This window comes from Chryseobacterium sp. DT-167, assembly GCF_058310155.1.
Genome location: NZ_JBZEEQ010000001.1, coordinates 352,489 through 373,694 on the forward strand (window position 1 = coordinate 352,489; position 21,206 = coordinate 373,694).

At 34.2% G+C, this 21,206-nt stretch carries 19 protein-coding genes; 14 read left to right on the top strand and 5 right to left on the bottom strand.

Annotated elements, in window-relative coordinates; all coding sequences use genetic code 11:
• The first annotated feature begins 162 nt into the window (after nt 1-162).
• From gyrB to AC4FQ5_RS01555, 5 genes are all read left to right on the top strand, one after another.
• Nucleotides 163-2,097, top strand: a complete 1,935-nt coding sequence (gyrB, locus tag AC4FQ5_RS01535) for a DNA topoisomerase (ATP-hydrolyzing) subunit B (RefSeq protein WP_491140740.1) — start codon at nt 163-165, stop codon at nt 2,095-2,097.
• A 147-nt stretch (nt 2,098-2,244) separates the two neighbouring features.
• Nucleotides 2,245-4,137 carry a DUF3858 domain-containing protein gene (locus AC4FQ5_RS01540; RefSeq protein WP_491140741.1) on the top strand — a complete coding sequence of 631 codons (1,893 nt, stop codon included), beginning with the start codon at nt 2,245-2,247 and terminating at the stop codon, nt 4,135-4,137.
• Nucleotides 4,138-4,139: 2 nt separating this feature from the next.
• Nucleotides 4,140-6,077, top strand: a complete 1,938-nt coding sequence (locus AC4FQ5_RS01545; protein WP_491140742.1) for a DUF3858 domain-containing protein — start codon at nt 4,140-4,142, stop codon at nt 6,075-6,077.
• Nucleotides 6,078-6,156: 79 nt separating this feature from the next.
• Complete coding sequence (locus AC4FQ5_RS01550) at nt 6,157-6,984, top strand: DUF3298 and DUF4163 domain-containing protein (protein ID WP_491140743.1); 828 nt, start codon at nt 6,157-6,159, stop codon at nt 6,982-6,984.
• A gap of 5 nt (nt 6,985-6,989) precedes the next feature.
• Nucleotides 6,990-7,880, top strand: coding sequence for a diacylglycerol/lipid kinase family protein (locus tag AC4FQ5_RS01555; RefSeq protein WP_491140744.1), 891 nt, complete (start codon nt 6,990-6,992; stop codon nt 7,878-7,880).
• A gap of 280 nt (nt 7,881-8,160) precedes the next feature.
• Here AC4FQ5_RS01555 and AC4FQ5_RS01560 read toward each other — a convergent pair whose 3' ends face one another.
• A complete protein-coding gene (locus AC4FQ5_RS01560) occupies nt 8,161-9,441 on the bottom strand; it encodes a dicarboxylate/amino acid:cation symporter (protein WP_491140745.1) in 1,281 nt (426 codons plus the stop codon).
• A gap of 201 nt (nt 9,442-9,642) precedes the next feature.
• The gene (gene ggt, locus AC4FQ5_RS01565; protein ID WP_491140746.1) at nt 9,643-11,328 is read right to left on the bottom strand and encodes a gamma-glutamyltransferase; all 1,686 of its coding nucleotides are present in this window, start codon (nt 11,326-11,328) and stop codon (nt 9,643-9,645) included.
• Nucleotides 11,329-11,485: 157 nt separating this feature from the next.
• Between ggt and AC4FQ5_RS01570 the strand changes: the two genes are divergently transcribed.
• Both AC4FQ5_RS01570 and AC4FQ5_RS01575 read left to right on the top strand, forming a co-directional pair.
• A complete protein-coding gene (locus AC4FQ5_RS01570; RefSeq protein ID WP_491140747.1) occupies nt 11,486-12,451 on the top strand; it encodes an NAD-dependent epimerase/dehydratase family protein in 966 nt (321 codons plus the stop codon).
• An 83-nt stretch (nt 12,452-12,534) separates the two neighbouring features.
• Nucleotides 12,535-13,287, top strand: a complete 753-nt coding sequence (locus AC4FQ5_RS01575) for a polysaccharide deacetylase family protein (protein WP_491140748.1) — start codon at nt 12,535-12,537, stop codon at nt 13,285-13,287.
• Between the two features lie 20 nt (nt 13,288-13,307).
• Here AC4FQ5_RS01575 and AC4FQ5_RS01580 read toward each other — a convergent pair whose 3' ends face one another.
• The 3 genes from AC4FQ5_RS01580 to AC4FQ5_RS01590 all read right to left on the bottom strand — a co-directional run bounded on the left by AC4FQ5_RS01580 (nt 13,308) and on the right by AC4FQ5_RS01590 (nt 15,962).
• On the bottom strand, nt 13,308-13,490 hold the full coding sequence (locus AC4FQ5_RS01580; RefSeq protein WP_491140749.1) for a hypothetical protein: 183 nt from the start codon (nt 13,488-13,490) through the stop codon (nt 13,308-13,310).
• Between the two features lie 125 nt (nt 13,491-13,615).
• Complete coding sequence (locus AC4FQ5_RS01585) at nt 13,616-14,821, bottom strand: metallophosphoesterase (RefSeq protein ID WP_491140750.1); 1,206 nt, start codon at nt 14,819-14,821, stop codon at nt 13,616-13,618.
• Nucleotides 14,822-14,894: 73 nt separating this feature from the next.
• Nucleotides 14,895-15,962, bottom strand: coding sequence for a 3-oxoacyl-ACP synthase III family protein (locus AC4FQ5_RS01590; protein WP_491140751.1), 1,068 nt, complete (start codon nt 15,960-15,962; stop codon nt 14,895-14,897).
• 99 nt (nt 15,963-16,061) lie between these two features.
• Here AC4FQ5_RS01590 and AC4FQ5_RS01595 point away from each other — a divergent pair, with 99 nt between their 5' ends.
• From AC4FQ5_RS01595 to AC4FQ5_RS01625, 7 genes are all read left to right on the top strand, one after another.
• Nucleotides 16,062-16,631, top strand: a complete 570-nt coding sequence (locus AC4FQ5_RS01595) for a hypothetical protein (protein ID WP_491140752.1) — start codon at nt 16,062-16,064, stop codon at nt 16,629-16,631.
• Nucleotides 16,628-17,359: a bifunctional demethylmenaquinone methyltransferase/2-methoxy-6-polyprenyl-1,4-benzoquinol methylase UbiE gene (ubiE, locus tag AC4FQ5_RS01600; protein ID WP_491140753.1), complete on the top strand. Its 732-nt coding sequence runs from the start codon at nt 16,628-16,630 to the stop codon at nt 17,357-17,359. Before AC4FQ5_RS01595 ends, ubiE begins: the two co-directional genes overlap by 4 nt.
• A gap of 3 nt (nt 17,360-17,362) precedes the next feature.
• Complete coding sequence (porT, locus tag AC4FQ5_RS01605; protein WP_491140754.1) at nt 17,363-18,145, top strand: type IX secretion/gliding motility protein PorT/SprT; 783 nt, start codon at nt 17,363-17,365, stop codon at nt 18,143-18,145.
• 138 nt (nt 18,146-18,283) lie between these two features.
• Nucleotides 18,284-18,586: a hypothetical protein gene (locus AC4FQ5_RS01610; RefSeq protein ID WP_263001508.1), complete on the top strand. Its 303-nt coding sequence runs from the start codon at nt 18,284-18,286 to the stop codon at nt 18,584-18,586.
• A complete protein-coding gene (locus AC4FQ5_RS01615) occupies nt 18,586-18,873 on the top strand; it encodes a cell division protein ZapA (protein WP_229984527.1) in 288 nt (95 codons plus the stop codon). The genes AC4FQ5_RS01610 and AC4FQ5_RS01615 overlap by 1 nt, the downstream gene beginning before the upstream one ends.
• Nucleotides 18,874-19,091: 218 nt before the next feature.
• Nucleotides 19,092-20,663: a ribonuclease Y gene (gene rny / locus AC4FQ5_RS01620; RefSeq protein WP_491140755.1), complete on the top strand. Its 1,572-nt coding sequence runs from the start codon at nt 19,092-19,094 to the stop codon at nt 20,661-20,663.
• A gap of 223 nt (nt 20,664-20,886) precedes the next feature.
• Nucleotides 20,887-21,087 (top strand): hypothetical protein, encoded by a 201-nt coding sequence (locus AC4FQ5_RS01625; RefSeq protein ID WP_491140756.1) that lies wholly within the window; start codon nt 20,887-20,889, stop codon nt 21,085-21,087.
• Nucleotides 21,088-21,206 lie beyond the last annotated feature (119 nt).

Below are 21,206 nucleotides of genomic sequence, written 5' to 3' on the forward strand. Positions count from 1 at the left end.
CAATTATTTCAAATCGGCATTGTAACTTTATTGTTTTTTGTTGAACAAATCATTCAAATTTTAGGATAAATTCTGATATTTTAAGAGGTAAATTACTTTCATAAGTCGAAAAAAATCACGATATTTGTGGGTCTTTGCATTAAGCAAATATTTCAATTTTATATGAGTCAAAAACAATATACAGCTAGTAGTATCCAGGCATTAGAGGGCATGGAGCACGTTCGATTAAGACCATCTATGTACATTGGTGATGTAGGAGTGAGAGGTCTTCATCATTTGGTTTATGAAGTAGTGGATAACTCAATTGACGAAGCACTTGCGGGTCATTGCGATACGATTTTAGTTACAATACATAAAGGGGAGAGCATTTCTGTAAAAGATAATGGTAGGGGGATTCCTGTAGATTTTCACGAAAAGGAGCAAAAATCAGCTTTGGAGGTTGTAATGACCAAGATCGGGGCGGGTGGAAAATTTGATAAAGATTCTTACAAAGTTTCCGGTGGTCTTCACGGGGTAGGTGTTTCTTGTGTGAATGCACTTTCTACTTTGTTGGTAGCTACAGTAAGCCGTGACGGTAAATTATATCAGCAAAAGTATTCTGAAGGAAAAGCTTTAACAAAAGTTGAAGAAATAGGAACTACAGATGAAAGAGGAACTGAAGTGTTCTTTCAACCGGACGGAACTATTTTCCAGGAATTGGTTTATAACTATGATACTCTTGCTGCAAGATTAAGAGAATTATCTTTCTTAAATAAAGGAATTACAATCACTTTAGTTGACGAAAGAGAACCTAACGAGGACGGATCTTTCGCTTTCGAAGTTTTTCATTCTGAAGGAGGTTTAAAAGAATTCGTTGAATTTATTGACGGAAACCGTGAAGCAATCATGGAAAACGTTATTTTCATGGAAGGTGAAAGAGATGACATTCCTGTAGAAGTTGCGATGCGTTACAACACTTCGTTCAGCGAAAATTTACATTCTTATGTAAATAATATCAATACTCATGAAGGTGGAACTCACTTAGCAGGTTTCAGACGTGCTTTGACGAGAACTTTGAAGAAATATGCAGATGATTTAGGAATTCCTGCTAAAGAAAAAGTAGAAATTACCGGAGACGATTTCCGTGAAGGTTTGACGGCTGTAATTTCTGTAAAAGTAATGGAGCCTCAGTTTGAAGGACAGACTAAAACTAAATTAGGAAACTCTGAAGTTTCCGGTGCGGTTGATAAGATCGTTGGTGAAATGTTGACCAACTTCTTAGAAGAAAATCCGAACGAGGCGAAAATTATTGTTCAGAAAGTTGTTTTAGCTGCAAAAGCGAGACAGGCTGCGAAAAAAGCCCGTGAAATGGTTCAGAGAAAATCTCCGATGGGAGGTTCCGGTTTACCGGGTAAGCTTTCTGACTGTTCATCAAAAGATCCTGCAGAATCTGAATTGTTCTTAGTCGAGGGAGATTCGGCTGGTGGAACTGCAAAGCAGGGTAGAGACAGACATTTCCAGGCAATTCTTCCTTTGAGAGGTAAAATTTTGAATGTTGAGAAATCAATGCTTCATAAAGTGTATGACAATGAAGAGATAAAAAATATTTATACCGCTTTAGGTGTTTCTGTAGGTACAGAAGAAGACAGCAAAGCACTGAATATGGCGAAGTTAAGATACCATAAGGTTGTGATCATGACCGATGCCGATATTGACGGTTCTCACATTTCTACTTTGATTCTTACATTCTTCTTCCGTTTTATGAAAGAAATGATCGAAAACGGATATATTTATATTGCTCAGCCGCCTTTATATCTATTGAAGAAAGGGAATAAAAAAACATATGCTTATAACGAAAAAGAGCGTGAAGAATTTACTTTAGAAATGGCTCCGGACGGAAAAGGTGTTGAAGTTCAGCGTTATAAAGGTCTTGGGGAAATGAATCCTGAGCAGCTTTGGGAAACTACATTAAATCCTGAACACAGAATTCTGAAGCAGGTAACGATTGATAATGCAGTAGAAGCTGACAGTGTTTTCTCAATGTTGATGGGAGATGAGGTTCCGCCAAGAAGAGAGTTTATCGAAAAGAATGCAAAATACGCCAAGATTGATGTTTAATCATCTTCTGAAATAATATTTGAAGACTTCATTTTTAATGGAGTCTTTTTTTTGTGTTTGAAAAAACTAATAAATCTCATATTAATGATAATTATTTAACATTTTATTAAGAATTTTTATATTTTTGGGGAAATTAAAATAACCATGATGAAAATTCTTTGCTTAGGTGCTTTTTCATTAGCATCATTATATTATTCGCAAAGTTATCCGGTCTCAGAAATCAGCGAAAATCTGAAGAAAAATGCAAGTGTAGTCATAAGAAATGAAAGCACAGTTGTTGAAATCAATAAAATTGATGAAATTGTTTACAGAAATCATTCTGTAGTCACGATTTTAAATAAAGATGCAATCAGCTATTCTGTTCCCAGGATTTATTACGAGAAAGGTGATGTTGTCTCAAATGTGAAAGTGACGATATTTGATGAAAAAGGAACCAGAATAAAAAGCTTCTCAAAAAGTGATTTCTCAGATATGGCAGCCAATTCTCAGGGAACTTTTTATTCGGATAACAGAGTGATGGTTTTGCCTTATACCCCGACTTCATTCCCTTATACTTTAGAATTTAGCTATGATCAGAAAGATCAGAATACAATTTTTATCCCTGATTTTACGCCTTTTTATAATTATAATATTTCTTTAGAGAAAAGCAACTTTAAAATTATCAATAAATCAGGAATAAATCTCCGTACAAAAACTTACGAATCCCCTTTTAAATATTCTGCTGTTGAAATTCAGGACAATGGAAACGAAAAATTGTATACTTATCAGAATGTTCCGGCAATTGATAATGCAGAATTGGTTCCCAACCCACAGAAAATTTTACCAAAAGTCAGTTTCTCTTTAGATCAGTTCAATTTGGTTGGAAAAAAAGGAAATATTACTTCCTGGAAAGATTTCGGGCTGTGGTATTACAATAATCTTTTGACTCCGGTTTCTGTGTCGACCCCCCAGATCAAATCTGAAATTGCCGCACTCAATCTTTCAGGAAGCACAGAAGATAAAGTGAAAAAAATATTTCAGTACATGCAGAGCAAAACACGGTATATTTTTGTGGCTCTAGGAATTGGCGGTTGGCAACCAATGATGCCGGATGAAGTTCAGAAAAAAGGTTACGGTGATTGTAAGGGGCTCAGTAATTATATGAAAACTCTTCTTGATGAGGCGGGAATACCATCTTATTATTGTAAAATCAATTCCAACGAGTCACCGATTTCTTTTGATAAAGACTTTCCGAAAATGGGTGGAAATCACATTATTTTAATGGTTCCTACAGAAAAAGGAAATATTTGGTTAGAAAATACGTCGCAGGATATTGCATTCAATCATTTAAGTTATCATACAACAGACCGAAATGTTTTAGCTGTAATGCCGAACGGTATTGAGGTTATGGAAACTCCGAGCTATACATCACAGCAAAATAAAGAGAAACAAATATTGAATATTCAGATCAATCCTGATAAGACAATTTCCGGAAAAGGTAAATTTTCATACACAGGAAATCAATATGATTTTAATTTAAACTACATTTCACTTTCACAAAAAGATAAAAATGAAGCGGTAAAATCCAAATTTTCAAGTTTGAATTTTGAAAATGTTGAAATGAATAATTTCACCAACAATAAAGATCTGGCTTCAATAGATTTTGATTTGAATTTTAAAGCCTCAAATTACTCCAAAATGATGGGCGACAGCTTTATTTTCAGAGCCGTTCCTATTTATTCAACAGGTTTTTATCATCAGGATGAAAACCGTCAGTTGCCATTTGAAAACCGATTTTCTTACGAAGACGATTATGAAATTGTTTTTCAGCTTCCTGCGAATTACATTATTGAAGAAATGCCGCAAAACGGAATTCTGACCTCAGATTTTGGAACTTATATGCTGACTTTTGAGAAAAAACAGGATCAGCTGGTGGTGAAAAGAAGCATCAATATGAAAAAAGGAATTTATTCTAAAGAAAAATATAACGATTATATCAATTTCAGAAAAAAAATAATGAATGCCGATAATTCAAAAATCTTAATATCAAAAAAATCATAAGAATGAAACAAAAATTTTTAATTTTCTGTCTAATCGTGATGAGTTCTTCCGTTTTTGCGCAGAAACATGAGTTCCTGAAAATGCCGAAATTTACAATTGAAGATTTAAAAAAAGCAAAATCAAATATTGATGAAAAAGCTCCGGCAGAAATTCTTTACCGTTCCATACATTATCGTGTAGATCCTTATAACGGACAACTGATAAAAAAATATGCTTACAGAGTAAAAATTTATGACAAAGATAAATCCGAAGCTTGGTTAAATCTGGAAATTTCTTTACGTGAAAATAAGGCCGGAAGCAGAGAAACTCTCAATTCTGTAAAAGCTTATGTTTACAATCTTGAAAATGATAAAATAGAGGAAACCAAAGTTGATAAAAGCTCAAAATTTAAGTCAAAAGAAAATAAATATATGACTGTAAATAAATTTGCATTTCCCAATATAAAAAACGGCTCTGTGATTGAGTATCAGTATGAAGTTATTTCACCTTTTTTGTATGAAATCCCTTTGATTTATATGGAATTGGATACTCCCTCGATGTACTCTGAATATGTGCTAGACGCACCTACCAATATGTCTTATCATATTGATTTTACAGGAAGTTTGAAACCGAAGCATCAAAAAGTAGGTGAGGAGTTTTTGTACGGAGCAGATTCTAAAACGTACAGATTTGCATACGAAAATGTAAAAGCTTTTAAAGAAGAAAAATTTGTAAAAAATAGCGATAATTACAGAACCAAAATTCGTGCAGAGTTGCATTCAACGTTTTTCAATAATGGTCTGAAAACGTATACATCCACTTGGGAGGATATAAGGAAAAATCTTTGGGAAGATGAAGAATTCGGATTGCAATATAAAAGAGACCGATTGGTCAAAGATCTGATCCCAAAGAACATTTCAGAAGAAAAAGATGAACTGAAGAAAGCGAATTCAATTTTTGATTTTGTTAAAAACTCTTACACATGGAACGAAACAGCAGGATTTTATGCAGAAAATGGTGTTAAAGAATTAGCAAAAACGAAAATAGGGAATACTGGCGATCTGAATCTCATGTTGATTAATATGTTGCGGACGGAAAATCTAAAAGCATACCCAATCTTGATTTCTACGGTAAAAAACGGATTTGTCAATCTTACATTTCCAAACATCGGAAACTTCAATTATGTCATTGCGGCGGTAGAAATAGGAAAAAATGTCTACCTTTTTGATGCTACATCAAAGCAATCAAAAGAAGGTATTCTTCCCGGCAGAGTCTGGAATAGTAATGGGCTCCTGCTGAGAGATGATAAAGCTGAAGTAATTTCCCTGAATAACATCAAAACAAGTTATTCTACACATACAACAAAAGCAAAAATAAATCTTGACGGTACGGTAACAGGGCAGTATCAAGATGATGATGAAGGTTTGTTTGCATTAAATGCAAAAGAAAATTTTGACGAAAATCCTGATAAATACAAAAAACAGTACAAAGAAAATTTTTCAGTAGATTTTTCCAATATCAGTTCAAGAGTTTTGGATACAGGAGAATTCAGATCTACCATGAATTTTGAATCGGGCAATTTGATGGATAATCTTGGAAAAAGAAAAATTATCAATCCTCTATTATTTTTACACCAGACAACCAACGATTTTGATCAGCAGGAAGAGAGAAAATATATGATCGATTTTATTTCACCAATTAGTAAAACAAAAATTGTAGAAATAGAAATTCCTGAAGGATATGAGGTTGCAGATTTACCGAAAAGTAAAAAGATTGTGACAGAAGATAAAGAAATAAGCTATTCTTACATTGTAGAAAAGAAAGAAAATAAAATTATCACTGTTTCTAAATTTGAGATTGCAAGTGCAGATTATCCGAAAGAATATTATCCGGCATTCAAACAAATCTGGAAAGTGATTTCTGACAGTGAAAATCAGGTAATGAGTATTATCAAAAAATAGATTGATAAAAATTACACGAAATATTTAAAACCATTCATCTTTTGAATGGTTTTTGCATTGTTAAACAAAATATTAATTTATGAAAAATACCTTTGCTATTCTCACATTGTCTGCAGTATTTGCGGTTACATCCTGTAAAAAAACAGATTCTCAAAATGTACAAAATAACACGGCAGAAGTCAAAGCTCCGGAAAAATTTGTAGTCGATTCTATTAAATTAAGTGATTCTGCAAAGATTAATAATTTACTTTCATTAAAGTATGAAGCTAAAATGTTGGTGTTTCCGGCTCTTAAGGATAAAGTACTTTTAGACAGTATTTATTATGACAAAAAAGGAATTTCAGATTTTTCAAAAAAAGGGTTACAGACATTTTTAGACAAAGATAAAAATGAATACTTTGCTTCCGTTAAAGAAAAAAATAAAGATTGGATTGCAGATATTCAGCATTCTCAAACATGGGAGACAGGCTCTTTCATGAAACTGAAATCACATTCAAACAATTTTTTACAGATTGAGTATATGTATTCTTCTTATGAAGGCGGTGCACACGGGAATTACGGTTTTGCAGAAAGAGTTTTTGATTTAAAAAATAATAAAAGAGTTACTCTGAAAGATATTACAACAATGCCAAAAGCGAGATTAGAAGCACTTTTAACGAAAAACATCAACAACATTCCAAGCGGAACTACCGATTCTCAGGGTGCTGTAAAAAATTCAGATATGCTTTTGCTCGATGCAATCCCTGCCAATGATAATTTTTATTTTGATGATAAAAACCTGTATTTCCATTACAGTCCTTATGAAATTGCAGCTTTTGCGGCTGGAGATATCGTGATTCCCGTATCTTGGGACGACCTGAAAGGAACACTGACTCCGGAATTTAAAGAAAGAATGAAAATTAACTAATATTAATGCTTCCAAATCAGGAAGCATTTTTTACTTTTGTGGCAATGGAAAAAGTAGCTTTTATCATCAATCCTTTTTCGGCAAAAAAGAATTATCAGCCATTCCTCAACGAATTGAAGGAGAAAATCGAAAATCCGTTATATTATATCTCTGAGTCTATTCCGGGAACCGATGAGTTTATTCAGAATCATTTTTCAGATACAGATATTTTTGTGGCAATTGGCGGAGACGGTACGATTTCTACAGTGGCAAAAAACCTGATCAATACAGAGAAAATTCTCGCAATTTTTCCGGCAGGTTCGGGAAATGGTTTTTCAAACGAGACACAGTTCAGCAAAAATTTAGACGAGCTTTTAGAAAAATTAAATCAGAGAAAATCCAGAAAAATAGATACATTTACGGTAAATGGCAGATTATCTATCAATGTTTCAGGAACCGGATTTGACGGAAAAGTGGTAAAAGAATTTGAAAAAACCACTCGTGGGTTCAAAAATTACATCAAAGTTTCGCTCAAGACTTTTTTTAATTACAAACCGATTAAGCTTAAGTTTTTAGACGAAAAATACCAACAACACAATGGAAAATATCTGATGGTTAACATCGCAAACACTCGTCAATTCGGAAACAACGCTTATATCGCTCCGATGGCGAGTAAAAGTGACGGTTTGGTTGATATGGTTTTAGTTAAAAAATTCCCACTAACGTATTCACCACTTTTTGCGTTCAGAATGTTTACCAAAAAACTTAGAGAAGACGATTACATTACCTATTTACCGGTTTCAGAAGTCGAATTTAAAGTAAATACCAAAAACTGGCATCTCGATGGTGAATTCAACAAAATAAAATCACCGATTCACATTAAAGTACAGCCCGCAAGTTTGAATATTTTGATATAGATCATTACATTTGATCTGTCATTCTGATGAATTAAGAATCTATTACCCATTACCAATTACTCATTTTTCAGGAGCTATTTCCCGCTTTCCGTTGCAATCTTTTTTTTCAAAAAAGGATTTCCACTTCAATCGGGGCTAGGATTTTTGTCTTCATTAGAAAATCTTGTCAAAGTAATACGCTAAGTTTGTCATTCCGTAGGAATCTAAACTATGTTTTTATGCGATGTTGAGATTCCTCCGGAATGACAATTCGAGTACAAATTATATCAAAAATGAAAAATTAAACTTCCAGTTTTTTCTCCACCTCATTCGGATGATCCAGACAGTATTGCAATTGATTTTTATCCAACTGTTTTTCCCAGTTTGCAACCACCACAGTTGCCACAGAATTTCCGATAACATTCGTTAAAGCCCGACACTCACTCATGAATTTATCAATTCCTAAAATCAGAGTCATTCCGGCAATCGGAATTTCAGGAACTACTGCGAGAGTTGCAGCCAAAGTTACAAATCCTGCTCCTGTAACTCCTGCTGCACCTTTTGAACTTAACATTGCTACAAGAAGGAGCATCAGTTGTTTCTCAAGTGATAGATCAATATTTAAAGCCTGAGCAATAAATAATGATGCCAATGTCATATAGATATTCGTTCCGTCAAGATTAAAAGAATAACCTGTAGGAACCACCAATCCTACAATGGCTTTAGAACAGCCCGCTTTTTCAAGCTTATCCATAATTCCAGGAAGTGCAGATTCTGATGAGCTTGTTCCCAAAACCAGAAGAAGTTCTTCTTTCAGGTAATACATCAATTTAAATATATTAAAACCATTGTACCATGCAACTGCTCCCAAAACCAAAACAACAAACAGAGCAGAAGTGATGTAAAAAGTTCCCACGAGGAAAATTAAATTCAGAACAGAAGCAAGCCCATACTTTCCTATGGTAAAAGCCATTGCCCCAAAAGCACCAATCGGAGCCAGTTTCATCAGCATATGCACAATTTTGAAAACAGGCGTCGCTAAGTCCTGTAAAAAATCTGTGATTCTTTGGCTTTTTTCCTTAGTTAAAACCAATGCAACACCCATCAAAATAGCCACCAAAAGTACCTGAAGAATATTATCACCCACTAATGGACTGAATAAAGTCTCAGGAATAATATTCATTATAAAACCTGTTAATGTTGTGTCGTGCGCTTTTTGCTGATACTGTGAAACATCGCCTAAAAGACTTGCGGGATCAATATTTAAACCGGATCCGGGATGTAATAGATTTCCCACAATTAATCCGATGATTAAAGCTAACGTAGAAAATGTGAAAAAGTAAATCATTGCTTTTACGGCAATTCTACCGACTTTTTTCAGATCGGTCATGTGAGCTATTCCCAAAGTCAGCGTGATGAAAATCACCGGAGCGATGATCATTTTAACCAGTTTAATGAAACCGTCACCCAAAGGTTTCATTTTTTCACCCAATTCGGGATAAAATTTCCCTAAAAGAATCCCTGCAATGATGGCAACAATTACCTGAAAGTAAAGTTGCTGGTAGATTTTTTTTGCTTTCAAAGAGTATGTATTTAAAGGTGGAAAAGTAAGAAAATTACTTGGAAAATAGGATGGATGGCATGAGAAGTTTCGGCGGGGCTGAAAGCCCCGCCGAAACTAAATTTTTAATTCGTATATCATTCTGACGAAGGAAGAATCTCAGCAACAGAAATAGATTTTTCATTACACTTTCGTTTCATTCTGAATGAAAAGGAATCTTAATCATTCCACCGCAACTGAATCGTCACCACGACCATCTGCAACGGCGTGAATATTTCCGTTATCATCAATAAGAATCATTTCCGTTCTTCCCAATTGCCCCCATCTTTCACCTTTATACCCTAATTTTTCCAAATCTTTTATAGTGATTTCAGGAAAATTTTTCTCGAAAGCAACCATTTCGGGTAACCACTGATGATGAAATTTTGGAGAATTTACAGAAATGTTGGCATTCAGTTTAAAATCCACTACATTTACGATCGACTGATAAACAGAAGTGGGAATCGTAGTTCCTCCGGGAGTTCCGACAATCATATAAGGTTTTCCGTTTTTTAAAACGATTGTAGGAGTCATCGATGACAGCATTCTTTTGTTTGGCTGAATTGAGTTTGCCTCGCCTCCAACGGCTCCAAACATATTCGGAATGCCAGGTTTTACAGAGAAATCATCCATTTCATTGTTTAATAAGAAACCTGCTCCCGAAACGACAACTTTACTTCCGTATAAGCCATTTAAAGTGGTTGTTGCTGCCGCAGCATTTCCTTCTTTATCAATTACTGAAATATGAGTAGTTTCTGTAGATTCTTTGGGTTGTTGAATGATTTTTCCAACTTCCGAACTTGGTGTGGCTTTATTAAAGCTGAAACTTTTCCATCGGTTTTTTAAATATTCATCGGATACTAAATAAGTAGTTTTATCCTGAATAAAATCCGGATCACCCATATATTCGGCTCTGTCTGCAAACGCTCTTCTTTCTGCTTCCACCATAATCTGAACTGCCTGAGTAGAATTCTGCTGATATTTTTCTAAATTTTCAAAACCTGACATTTTAAGCATTTGAGCCAAAAGAATTCCACCGCTTGAAGGTAATGGCATTGATACGATGTGGTTTCCTTTGTAATCAAATTCGAGAGCTTTTCTTTCGGCAACTTTATAATTTTTAAGATCTTCCAGAGTGATGATTCCGTTTCCTTTTTTCATTTCAGTAACCAGAAGTTCAGCCGTTTTACCTTCATAAAATCCTTTTAAGCCTGATTTTTGAATCAATTTTAAAGTTTCTGCCAATTCTTTCTGAACCAGAATATCTCCGGATTTCCAGTTTTCATTTTTTATAAAAGCATTTGAAGTTGTATTGTGTTTCTGAAAATATTTTTTGCTTGAATTTAATAAACCAGCTTCCTGTTCGGTAATGGCAAATCCTTTTTCGGCCAAATCAATTGCGGGTTGAATGATTTGATTCATAGGAAGTTTGCAGTATTTTAAAGTAGCAAAAAAGCCTGCCACACTTCCCGGAATTCCGACGGCTAATCTTCCGTTTTGAGATAAATCTGTATTTGCATTTCCTTTTTTGTCAAGATACATATCTCTTGAAGCCTTTTTTGGAGCTGTTTCGCGATAATCTATGGTGAATTTTTCTCCGTTATTTTTTACTCCTACTAAAAAACCGCCACCACCGATGTTTCCGGCTTGAGGATAAACAACCGCTAAAGAATATTGTGTTGCCACAATTGCATCATAAGCATTTCCGCCCATTTTTAGAATTTTCGCACCCGCTTCACTGGCGAGAGGATGTGCAGAAACCACTACACCTTTGTTTTTTACTTTGACTTCTTTTATAATATTGATGTCAGTATATTGAGCATTGAGAAATGATGAAGCTAATAAGATCGTGAATAACAACTTTTTCATTTTAGTCTGTGTTTTAATTATAAAAGTTATTTTAAATTGCTTTTGATGCTGAAATAAAGTTTTTCATGACAAAAATTATATCCGAATTTACAATTTTGTTTTCTTATAGTAGCCAAAATATCTATTTTTGCTTTTACTCATCTAATAAAAAATAAAAATGGAATCCTTCACGGAAAAAATTCTCATCACAGGAGCTTTGGGGCAGATTGGCACAGAGCTTACCAATAGACTTGTAGAAATTCACGGAGCTGAAAATGTAGTTGCTTCCGGGCTCGACAGATGGCAAAAAGACCTTACTTCTGCAGGATATTATGAAAGAATGGATGTTACCAATACGCAATTGGTGAGACAGGTCATTAAGGATTATGATATCACCACAGTTTATCATTTGGCGTCATTATTGTCAGGAACTTCTGAAAAGCAACCGGTTTTTGCATGGAAACTTAATCTTGAGCCTCTTCTTCATTTTTGTGAAATGGCGAAGGAAGGTTTGCTTAAAAAGATTTTCTGGCCAAGTTCGATTGCTGTATTTGGGAAAGGAATTCCTAAAAATGACGTAGCTCAGGATGTCGTTTTAAATCCGACTACTGTCTACGGAATTTCAAAAATGGCGGGTGAAAAATGGTGCGAATATTATTTTGATAAACATGGAGTTGATGTAAGAAGTATTCGATATCCGGGATTGATCTCTTGGAAAACTCCTGCAGGTGGTGGAACTACAGATTATGCAGTAGAGATTTTTTATGAAGCAGTAGAAGAGGGGAAATATACAAGTTTCATTTCTGAAGATACGGCAATGCCGATGTTGTATATGGATGATGCAATCAATGCAACTTTGAAATTAATGGAAGCTCCGAAAGAGAGTCTGACGGTTCGTTCATCTTACAATTTAGGGGGAATGTCTTTTACACCAAAAGAATTGGCTGCTGAAATTCAGAAAGAAATTCCTGAATTTGAGATCAATTATAAACCTGATTTCAGACAGGCAATTGCAGATTCCTGGCCGTCATCAATTGATGATTCTATCGCAAAAAAAGATTGGAATCTTTCTTATGATTTCGGAATTTCAGAGATGTCTAAAGATATGATCAAGAATTTAAAAGTGAAATTAAATAAAAATTAATTGTCTAAAAATAAATTTAAATAGAATTAATTTTAACTACTGATTATTAATTGATTATAATATTTATCTAAAATTTAATTTAAATGATTTTACTGACCTTTAATATTGTAAATATTGAATCTGAAACCAAAAAAGGTTTTCAGATTTCTGATAATGAAAGGTTGGATATTACCGAATCAAATACGAAATCGGTTCTGAGAATTTTAGATATTCATGAAATTAAAGCGAGCTTTTTTGTTGAAATTTCAATCGTAGAAAAACTCAAAAATCTAATAAAAGCAATTTCTGCTCAAGGGCATGAAATTGCTTTTTACAATAAAAATTCCTCGGCTTCACAGATTGAGGAAGCTAAAAAATCAGCTGAAGATTTTCTTGAAAAGCAGATCAAAGGTATTCGCCAAAAGGAATTTAAAATTGGAGAAAATGATTTGAAATTGATGGGATTCAATTATATTTCAAATATTGATAACGCAGATATTTTGTTTCCTTTTAAACGTTTGAAAAGAGATTGTGATATTACTGAAGAAAATGGGATAAGCATTGTTCCGGAAAGTATTTCGCCATACAGTCAGCTTCCTTATAATGATTTTGTGTTTCAGGTCTTGCCGATGAAATACTATCAGAGTATGGTTTTTGAGACTTTAAAAAATGATGATTTTGTTTTGATTTATCTTGATGTTTGGCAGCTCACAGACGTAAAGAAATACAACTTTAAAGTTCCGTTTTACAGAAGCTTTAATTGCGGGAAAAAAATGGAAGATAAACTGGAAGCTTTCTTGACATGGATTAACGAAAAGGAAATGGCAACTTCGAGAATGAAGGATTATATATTTTGATTCTTTAAAACTTTTTGTTGCTACTTTTCTTCTAAAAATTTTATGATAGCTTCATTCGCTATTCTTTCGATGTCACCTTTTGTATTTCGTTCTTTGTAATGCGAAAGCGCATACTGCTGAATGTTTTTTACTAGAGAATTTAAATAGTCTCTCCCATGATTTTTATATTCATCCAATTCTGACTGATTTAATTGAATAAGCATATTAAAACCAACAAATGAATAACTGCAATTTACATCAATGTAATAGCTGTTTTCATGACTCAGCAAGAACCATGATTTAAATTCAACATCAATTATTTTCATAGAATTTTCTAATCAATGTAGAACTAAGAAAGTTCCAAAAGTGTAATCTCAGGCAAAACTCCAACTCTTCCAGGATAACCTAAAACTCCGAAACCACGGTTCACATAAAGCATTTTTCCTTCGCTTTCATACAGATCTGCCCATTTCGGATAACGATATTGAACCGGTGACCATTTGATGTTTTTCAGATCTAGACCAAACTGCATTCCGTGAGTGTGACCGGAAAGCGTCAAACTAATATCTGCAGGATGTTTTTTAACCACATAATCAAAATGAGTAGGGTCGTGGCTCATTAATATTTTTGCAGCGTTTTGCGGTACGTTTTCCAGGGCTTTATCAATTTTTCCAAATTGTGGAAAAGGTTTTAATCCCCAGTTTTCTACACCTAAAATGTATAATTTTTCTCCATTTCTGTCGATCGCGCGGTTTTCATTCATTAACATGTCAAAGCCCGCCTGTCTTTCGTATTCAATCAATGTCTCAAGATTCACTCTTTTAGCATTAGGAGATTCCCATATTACATAATCACCGTAATCATGATTTCCTAGCACCGCAAATTTACCGTCTTTTGCTTTGATTTTAGAAAAAAGAGGAATAAATGGTTTAAACTCATCAGAAACGTTATTCACCATATCCCCTGTAAATAATACCAGATCAGGATTCTGTTCGTTGATCAACTCAATTGCGTGCTCCAATTTACTCGGATCAGAGAAACTTCCGCTGTGAACATCTGAAATCTGTATAATTTTGTATCCTTTAAAACTATCTGGAAGATTTTTGATTTTTACTTTGACTCTTCTTACTTTGTGTCGGTATTTTCCAAAGGTAATGCCGTCAATAAACAAAGCAGAAAGCACGCCGCCTAAGCCAAGTCCCATAATGCTTAAAAACTTTCTTCTTTCCGGGAAGAAATTTTCAGTTGGTCTTGTTAAGCCCACTAAATATCCTCCCGTCCTGAAAATATCATCAATTAATAAAAATAATACAATGAAAATTTTAGGTAAAATAAAAACTAAAAACAGTGAGATCATGATCTGCGCTCTCATGGTGCTTCTGTCTGATCTTTGAAAATGAGAAACTTCATAAGCAAAGAATCCGTAAACAGCGAGAGATAAAATGCAGTAACCTGCTTTGATCCACGAATTATCTGTTAACGTTCTTATTGCCTGATAAATATAGATTTCAAGAAACAGGAAGATAGCAGCTATAAATAAAAAATTTCTTTGCATAACTGAGTTTTAAAAAAGCACAAAAGAAAAATTCCTTTGTGCTTTTAATATTTTTTTAGATTAATTTTAAGTCTTAAGGAAATTTATAAACGATCGCATTGATGTTCATTCCGGCACCTACCGAAGTCATTACAATGTTCCCTTTATCTTTAAACGTTTGACCATCCATTTTTCCTTTAATTATTAAATCAAACATGGTAGGAATGGTTGCTACAGAAGAATTTCCAAACTCCTGAATCGTCATTGGTGATATTGCATGGTCATAATCTTTCACATCGTAAAGCTTGTGAAGTCTTTCTATCATTGCATAATCCATCTTTGCATTGGCTTGATGAATCAAAATTTTATCAATGTCTTCAATAGAAAGTCCTGCATCATCAATGGTTTCTTTAATAGCAGTAGGAACGTTTTTCAGCGCATATTCGTAGATTTTTCTTCCCATCATTCTGATGTACAGTTTCTGATCGTCAAAATCTTTATTGATAGAAGCGCCGTTTCTCAAATATTCCAATTCAGGACCGTTATCGCAAATAGTGTTGTGAGAAATAATTCCTACATTTTCTTCGTCAGTTGCTTTTACAACAACTGCACCGGCTCCGTCGGCAAAGATCATTTTATTTCTATCGTAAGGATCGGTAACGCGGCTTAAGGTTTCTGAGCCAACTACCAAAATGGTTTTTGCTACACCTGCTTTGATAAGATTGTCTGCCAAAATCATTGCTTCAACCCAGCCTGGGCAACCGAATATCATATCATACGTGATGCATTTTCTGTTTTTGATGCCCAAATGATTCTTTACTCTTCCCGCCATATTCGGCATAAAGCTCGCCGCACCATTGGTTCCTACTTCTCCGAAATTACTTGCATAGATGATATAGTCTAAATCTTCACCGTCAACTTTTGCATCTTCAAGAGCTACTTTTGCAGCTTCGTAACCGATTTTTGAATTTGAAGTGTCGTCTTCAATGTATCTTCTGTTTTCAATTTCTGTAATTTCTACAAATTTTGATATGATTTCTTCTGTTGGCTTGTCTATTTTTTCGCCTTCATCGGTATAGAATTCAGAATTTAGAAAATAATCTCTACCAATAACTCTGTTAGGAATGTAAGATCCAGAACCAATAATGATCGTATTCGGCATTCGTTCAAATAATTTTTAAAGATGCAAAGTTAATAATTAATATTAATAAGAAAGAATTAAAAATATTATTAAATTTGCAAAAATTGTGCTTTACAATCTATGAAAAACAATCCGTCTTTAAAAGGGTTACTTATTGCTGTTGTAGTTTTTATATTTGCTTTCGGAGTTTACTTCTTCTTACTTGCAAAGAAAAATTATTATCTGGTAGATAACCCGACTCCCGATACATATTATTATAAAATCAACAATGGATCTGAAGGGATTATTTCTGCCGGTCAATATGTAAATGTTGACCTTAAAAAGGGAAAAAATTCAATAAAAGTTTTTGATCAGAATAAGAAATTATTATACGATTCTGCCTTTGAAGTGAATAAAATCAGAGGTCTTATAAATATAGCTCATAAGGATTATTATATTAATCGTCAATATTATGGGTACAATCTTAAAAAAGATTCATTACTTTTGGCGTTGGATAAAACGATTATAGACGGGAAACCGTATTTTGGAGGGGCAAAACACTTCAATAAGCTTTATACAGAAGATTTTTACTACAACGTAGATGAAGATTATGACAAACTGATAAAAAATATTGATAAAGTAGAATCCCGTTCAAAGATCTTTAGAAAACAAGATTACCTTAACTATTATAAAGAATATTACAAGTTTTGACAAACGATATCAATAAAGTAACTCCCTACAATTCTGAGGCTACAAAAAAAAGCCAGGTAGAGGATATGTTCGACAATATAGCACCGAAATACGATTTGCTAAACCATGCTTTATCTATGAAAATAGATGTCTTGTGGAGAAATACGCTCGTACGCATGATGAAAGAAGATGCTCCGCAGGAGGTTCTTGATGTGGCTACGGGAACAGGCGATCTGGCAATTGCTGTAGAAAAAGGAACCGGTGCAAAAGTAGTTGGTTTAGATTTATCGCAACAAATGTTAAATGTTGGCGTTATTAAAATAAAAAAACTTAAATTAGACGGCAAAATTTCTATGCAGAAAGGCGATGCAGAAAATTTACCTTTCGAGGACAATAGATTTGATGCTGTTTCCGTTGCATTTGGAGTAAGGAACTTTGAGAACCTTACAAAAGGTTTGGCAGAGCTGAGAAGAGTAGTAAAGGAAAACAAAAGTGTGTATATCCTCGAGTTTTCAAAAGTGGAAGGTTTTTTAGGACCGTTTTATATGTTTTATTTCAAAAATATATTACCAGCAATCGGAAGATTGGTTTCTAAAGACAACAGAGCTTATACTTATCTTCCGGATTCTGTAAATGCTTTTCCTTTTGGAGAAAAAATGAGACAAATACTTTTAGATACAGGATTCAAGAAAGTAGAATATAAAAAATTAAGTTTAGGTATAGCCACAATTTATAAAGCAACAAAATAACCTATGAATAAATTTCTATTAAAAGCTCTGGTTTTAGCATCAGTTAGCATTGCAACTTTTGCAGATGCGCAATTTAGAACTCGTAACAGGATGGATAAGCTGGAAGATTTTGACCAGCAAAAATTCAGCTGGGGGTTCTTTTTAAACGGAAATAGACTAGACTACCGCATTGTTCTTCATCCAAGATACGGGATGAACGGAAACCAGAATCTTGTCACTTCAAAAGAAAGTTACAGTTTCGGTGCAGGTCTTATCACAAAATTCAGATTAAACGATTATTTAGATGTAAGAGTAGAGCCGGGTTTACAGTTTGCACAAAGACAATTGATCTTCAATACTCAGTCTAATGATATTTATCAGAACGGAAACCCTCAAAACCCTCCGTTTACTCCGATTGCATTAACTGAAAAAGACAGAGTGAGAGAAATTAAATCTACTTTGGTAGATGTTCCTGTATTATTGGAACTTCATGGGGAAAGATGGTACAATTCAAGACCGTACATTGCTGCAGGGGTAAATTATATTGTAAATTTACAGTCAAATTCTGATTCAGAAGATGATAACCAACAGCAGGTTTTCAGATCTACAACGCACAATTTTGCATGGTCTGCAGAGATGGGAATTCAGTTTTATTTTAATAAATTTAAACTGACTCCTGCAATCAGAGGAACGTTCTTTATGAACAACGAAATGGTAGCTGATAATGCTACTACGCCGCCATATTGGTCTTCAGCAGTTTCTACTTTACAGACAAGAGCCGTAATGTTTGTATTGAAATTTGAATAATATAATAAAAAATTAATATAGAAAGGAGGTGCTTTGGCATCTCCTTTTTGTTTTTAGTCAAAATATAGAGACTTTTATTTTTGTTAGTCTTTTTATTTTCATATTTTTGCTTTTAGTTAGAATATTTAGAAACCTGAAATGCTTCAAGAATTAGAAAACAATTTTTCAGAACTGGAAAAAAAGATTTTGAACCTTCATAAAAGTCATCAAAATCTTTCTGAAAAGTTATCAGAATTGAATAAAGAGCATGAAGAGCTGAAGATGAAATATGATGAAGAGCGAAAAAAAAATCAGGTATTAGCAGAAGAACAGAAAAATATAAAATTGTATTCGGCAATATCAGGGAATCCTGAACACAACAGACTCATGAAAAGCCACATCAACAGATTGGTGAAAGAAGTAGACTTTTGTATTGCACAGCTTCAAAACAGTGGATTATAATGGAGGTAAGGAGAATAACCATCAATATTGCAGGAAGAGTATATCCGCTGAATGTACCCGCAGCAGAAGAAGAAACTTTGCGAAAAGTGGGGAAGCAGATTGAAAATATGATTAAAGATTTTGAACAGAATTTCGATGTAAGAGACAAGCAGGATGCTTTGGCAATGTGTGCCCTTAAGCTGGGAACCAATGCAGAAGTAGTGTCTATGAACTACGAAAAAAATATAAATTCTACTAACGAAAGATTAGCCAAGATTAATCAGACGTTGAATGAAGTTGGAAAATAAGTTTCCACAAAAACTGCCTACAGTAATTCTAACACATTAAGGTAAACTCAACACTAAACAATTAATGTTCGAAAGCCTTTTCAATGGCGTGCTGCACTACGCAGATTACAGAGAAAAGGAATCAGATCAAATCGTGGAGATCAGGAGTTTACTCTAAATCACTGAATTATTGTAGGTTTTTTTATTTTAAATTTAGACAATTAAAACTCAATATATATATGACAACAACAGCCATTATAATCGGCGTTATTTGTTTAGTAATAGGCGCTGTCTTAGGAATGGTATTTTCTAAAAGCTCTCTGAATGCTAAAGGTAAATTTATTATAGACGATGCTACCAAAAAAGCTGAAAATCTTATAGAAAAAGCTACCGTACAAGCTGAATCGATAAAAAAAGAAAAAAATCTTCAGGCTAAAGAAAAATTTCTTGAATTAAAATCTCAGCATGATGCAGATATTCAGATTCGTGAAAAGAAAATGCAGGAAGCTGAAAAAAGAACCAAAGACAAAGAAAATAAGCTCAATGACGAGCTTAGCAAAGCAGGGAAATTAGAAAAAGATCTTGACAGGCAGATCGCCGATTATGCTAAGAAAACTGAGATTTTAGAGAAAAAACAGCATGACCTTGATTCTGCAACGGCAAAGAAAGTTGAAATGCTTGAAAAAATTTCAAACTATACGGCTGAAGAGGCTAAAGCAGAACTGGTAGAAACCATGAAGGCTGAAGCTAAAACCAGAGCTCAGGCACACGTTCAGAGCATCATGGAAGAAGCTCAGCTGAACGCAAAAAGCGAGGCTAGAAAAATTGTTATTCAGACTATTCAGAGAATTGGTACAGAGCAGGCAATTGAAAATTCAGTTTCTGTATTTAATATCGAATCAGACGAAGTAAAAGGTAGAATTATCGGTAGAGAAGGTAGAAATATCCGTGCTTTGGAAGCGATGACAGGTGTAGAAATCATTGTTGATGATACTCCGGAAGCTATTCTTCTTTCATGTTTTGACCCTGTAAGAAGAGAGATCGCAAGGTTATCATTACACAGATTGGTAACTGACGGTAGAATTCACCCTGCAAGAATCGAAGAGGTGGTAGAGAAAACCAAGAAAATGATTGAAGAAGAGATCATTGAAGTTGGAAAAAGAACTATTATTGATCTGGGAATTCACGGTTTACACCCGGAATTGGTGAAAATTGTCGGTAGAATGAAATACCGCTCGTCTTACGGACAAAACCTATTACAGCACTCAAGAGAAGTGGCAAATATCGCTGCAACGATGGCTGCTGAATTGGGATTAAATGTAAAAATGGCTAAAAGAGCAGGTCTGCTACACGATATTGGTAAAGTTCCTGAGCAGGAATCTGAACTTCCTCACGCTTTGTTAGGAATGCAATGGGCAGAGAAATACGGTGAAAACCCTGAAGTAATCAATGCAATCGGAGCCCACCATGACGAAGTGGAAATGACATCATTGTTATCTCCGATCATTCAGGTTGCCGATGCTATTTCCGGAGCGAGACCGGGAGCAAGACGACAGGTTTTAGAATCATATATCCAGAGATTAAAAGATCTTGAAGCTGCAGCATTAAGTTTTGACGGAGTTTCAAGTGCTTATGCAATTCAGGCGGGTAGAGAACTGAGAGTAATGGTAGAAAGCGGAAAAGTGAACGACGAAATTGCTTCTCAACTTTCTTACGATATTTCTGAGAAAATTCAGAATGAGCTGACTTATCCGGGACAGGTAAGAGTCACTGTAATCAGAGAGACAAGAGCTGTAAATATCGCAAGATAAAATAGTTTAAAAAATAAATAGAAATCCTTTCAAAGAAAATTTGAAAGGATTTTTTTATGGGATCAGACTTAATTCTGGATTTGTAATATTAAATTGATTCATAACATAAATATTGTAATGATATACTAAGAGTTTGTATCCGACGTTATAAATAATATAAAATAAATTAAAAAGTTGTTGTTATAATTGTTAAATTTGAGTTACAACTTAAAACCAAATTATTATGTTAAATGAAATTCTAAAAAATGCTAAGAAATTAAAAAGTGCAGATCTGAAAGAAATTACAGGAGGCGCCGGAAAAATTGGAACTCCTGATTTATCGCTTTGCGGATGCAGCTGTTCAGGTGCGGTTACAGGACCAAAATATTGCCCGACTTACATTGCCTGTCCGCAAGTTTATACTTGCGATGATTTTGCGGTATAAGCAAAGACTTTCATATTTTTTAACCTCAAAACCAAACTACTATGTTAAATGAAATTTTAAAAAACGCTAAAAAATTAAAAAGTGCTGATCTGAAAGATATTGTCGGAGGTGTCGGCAAA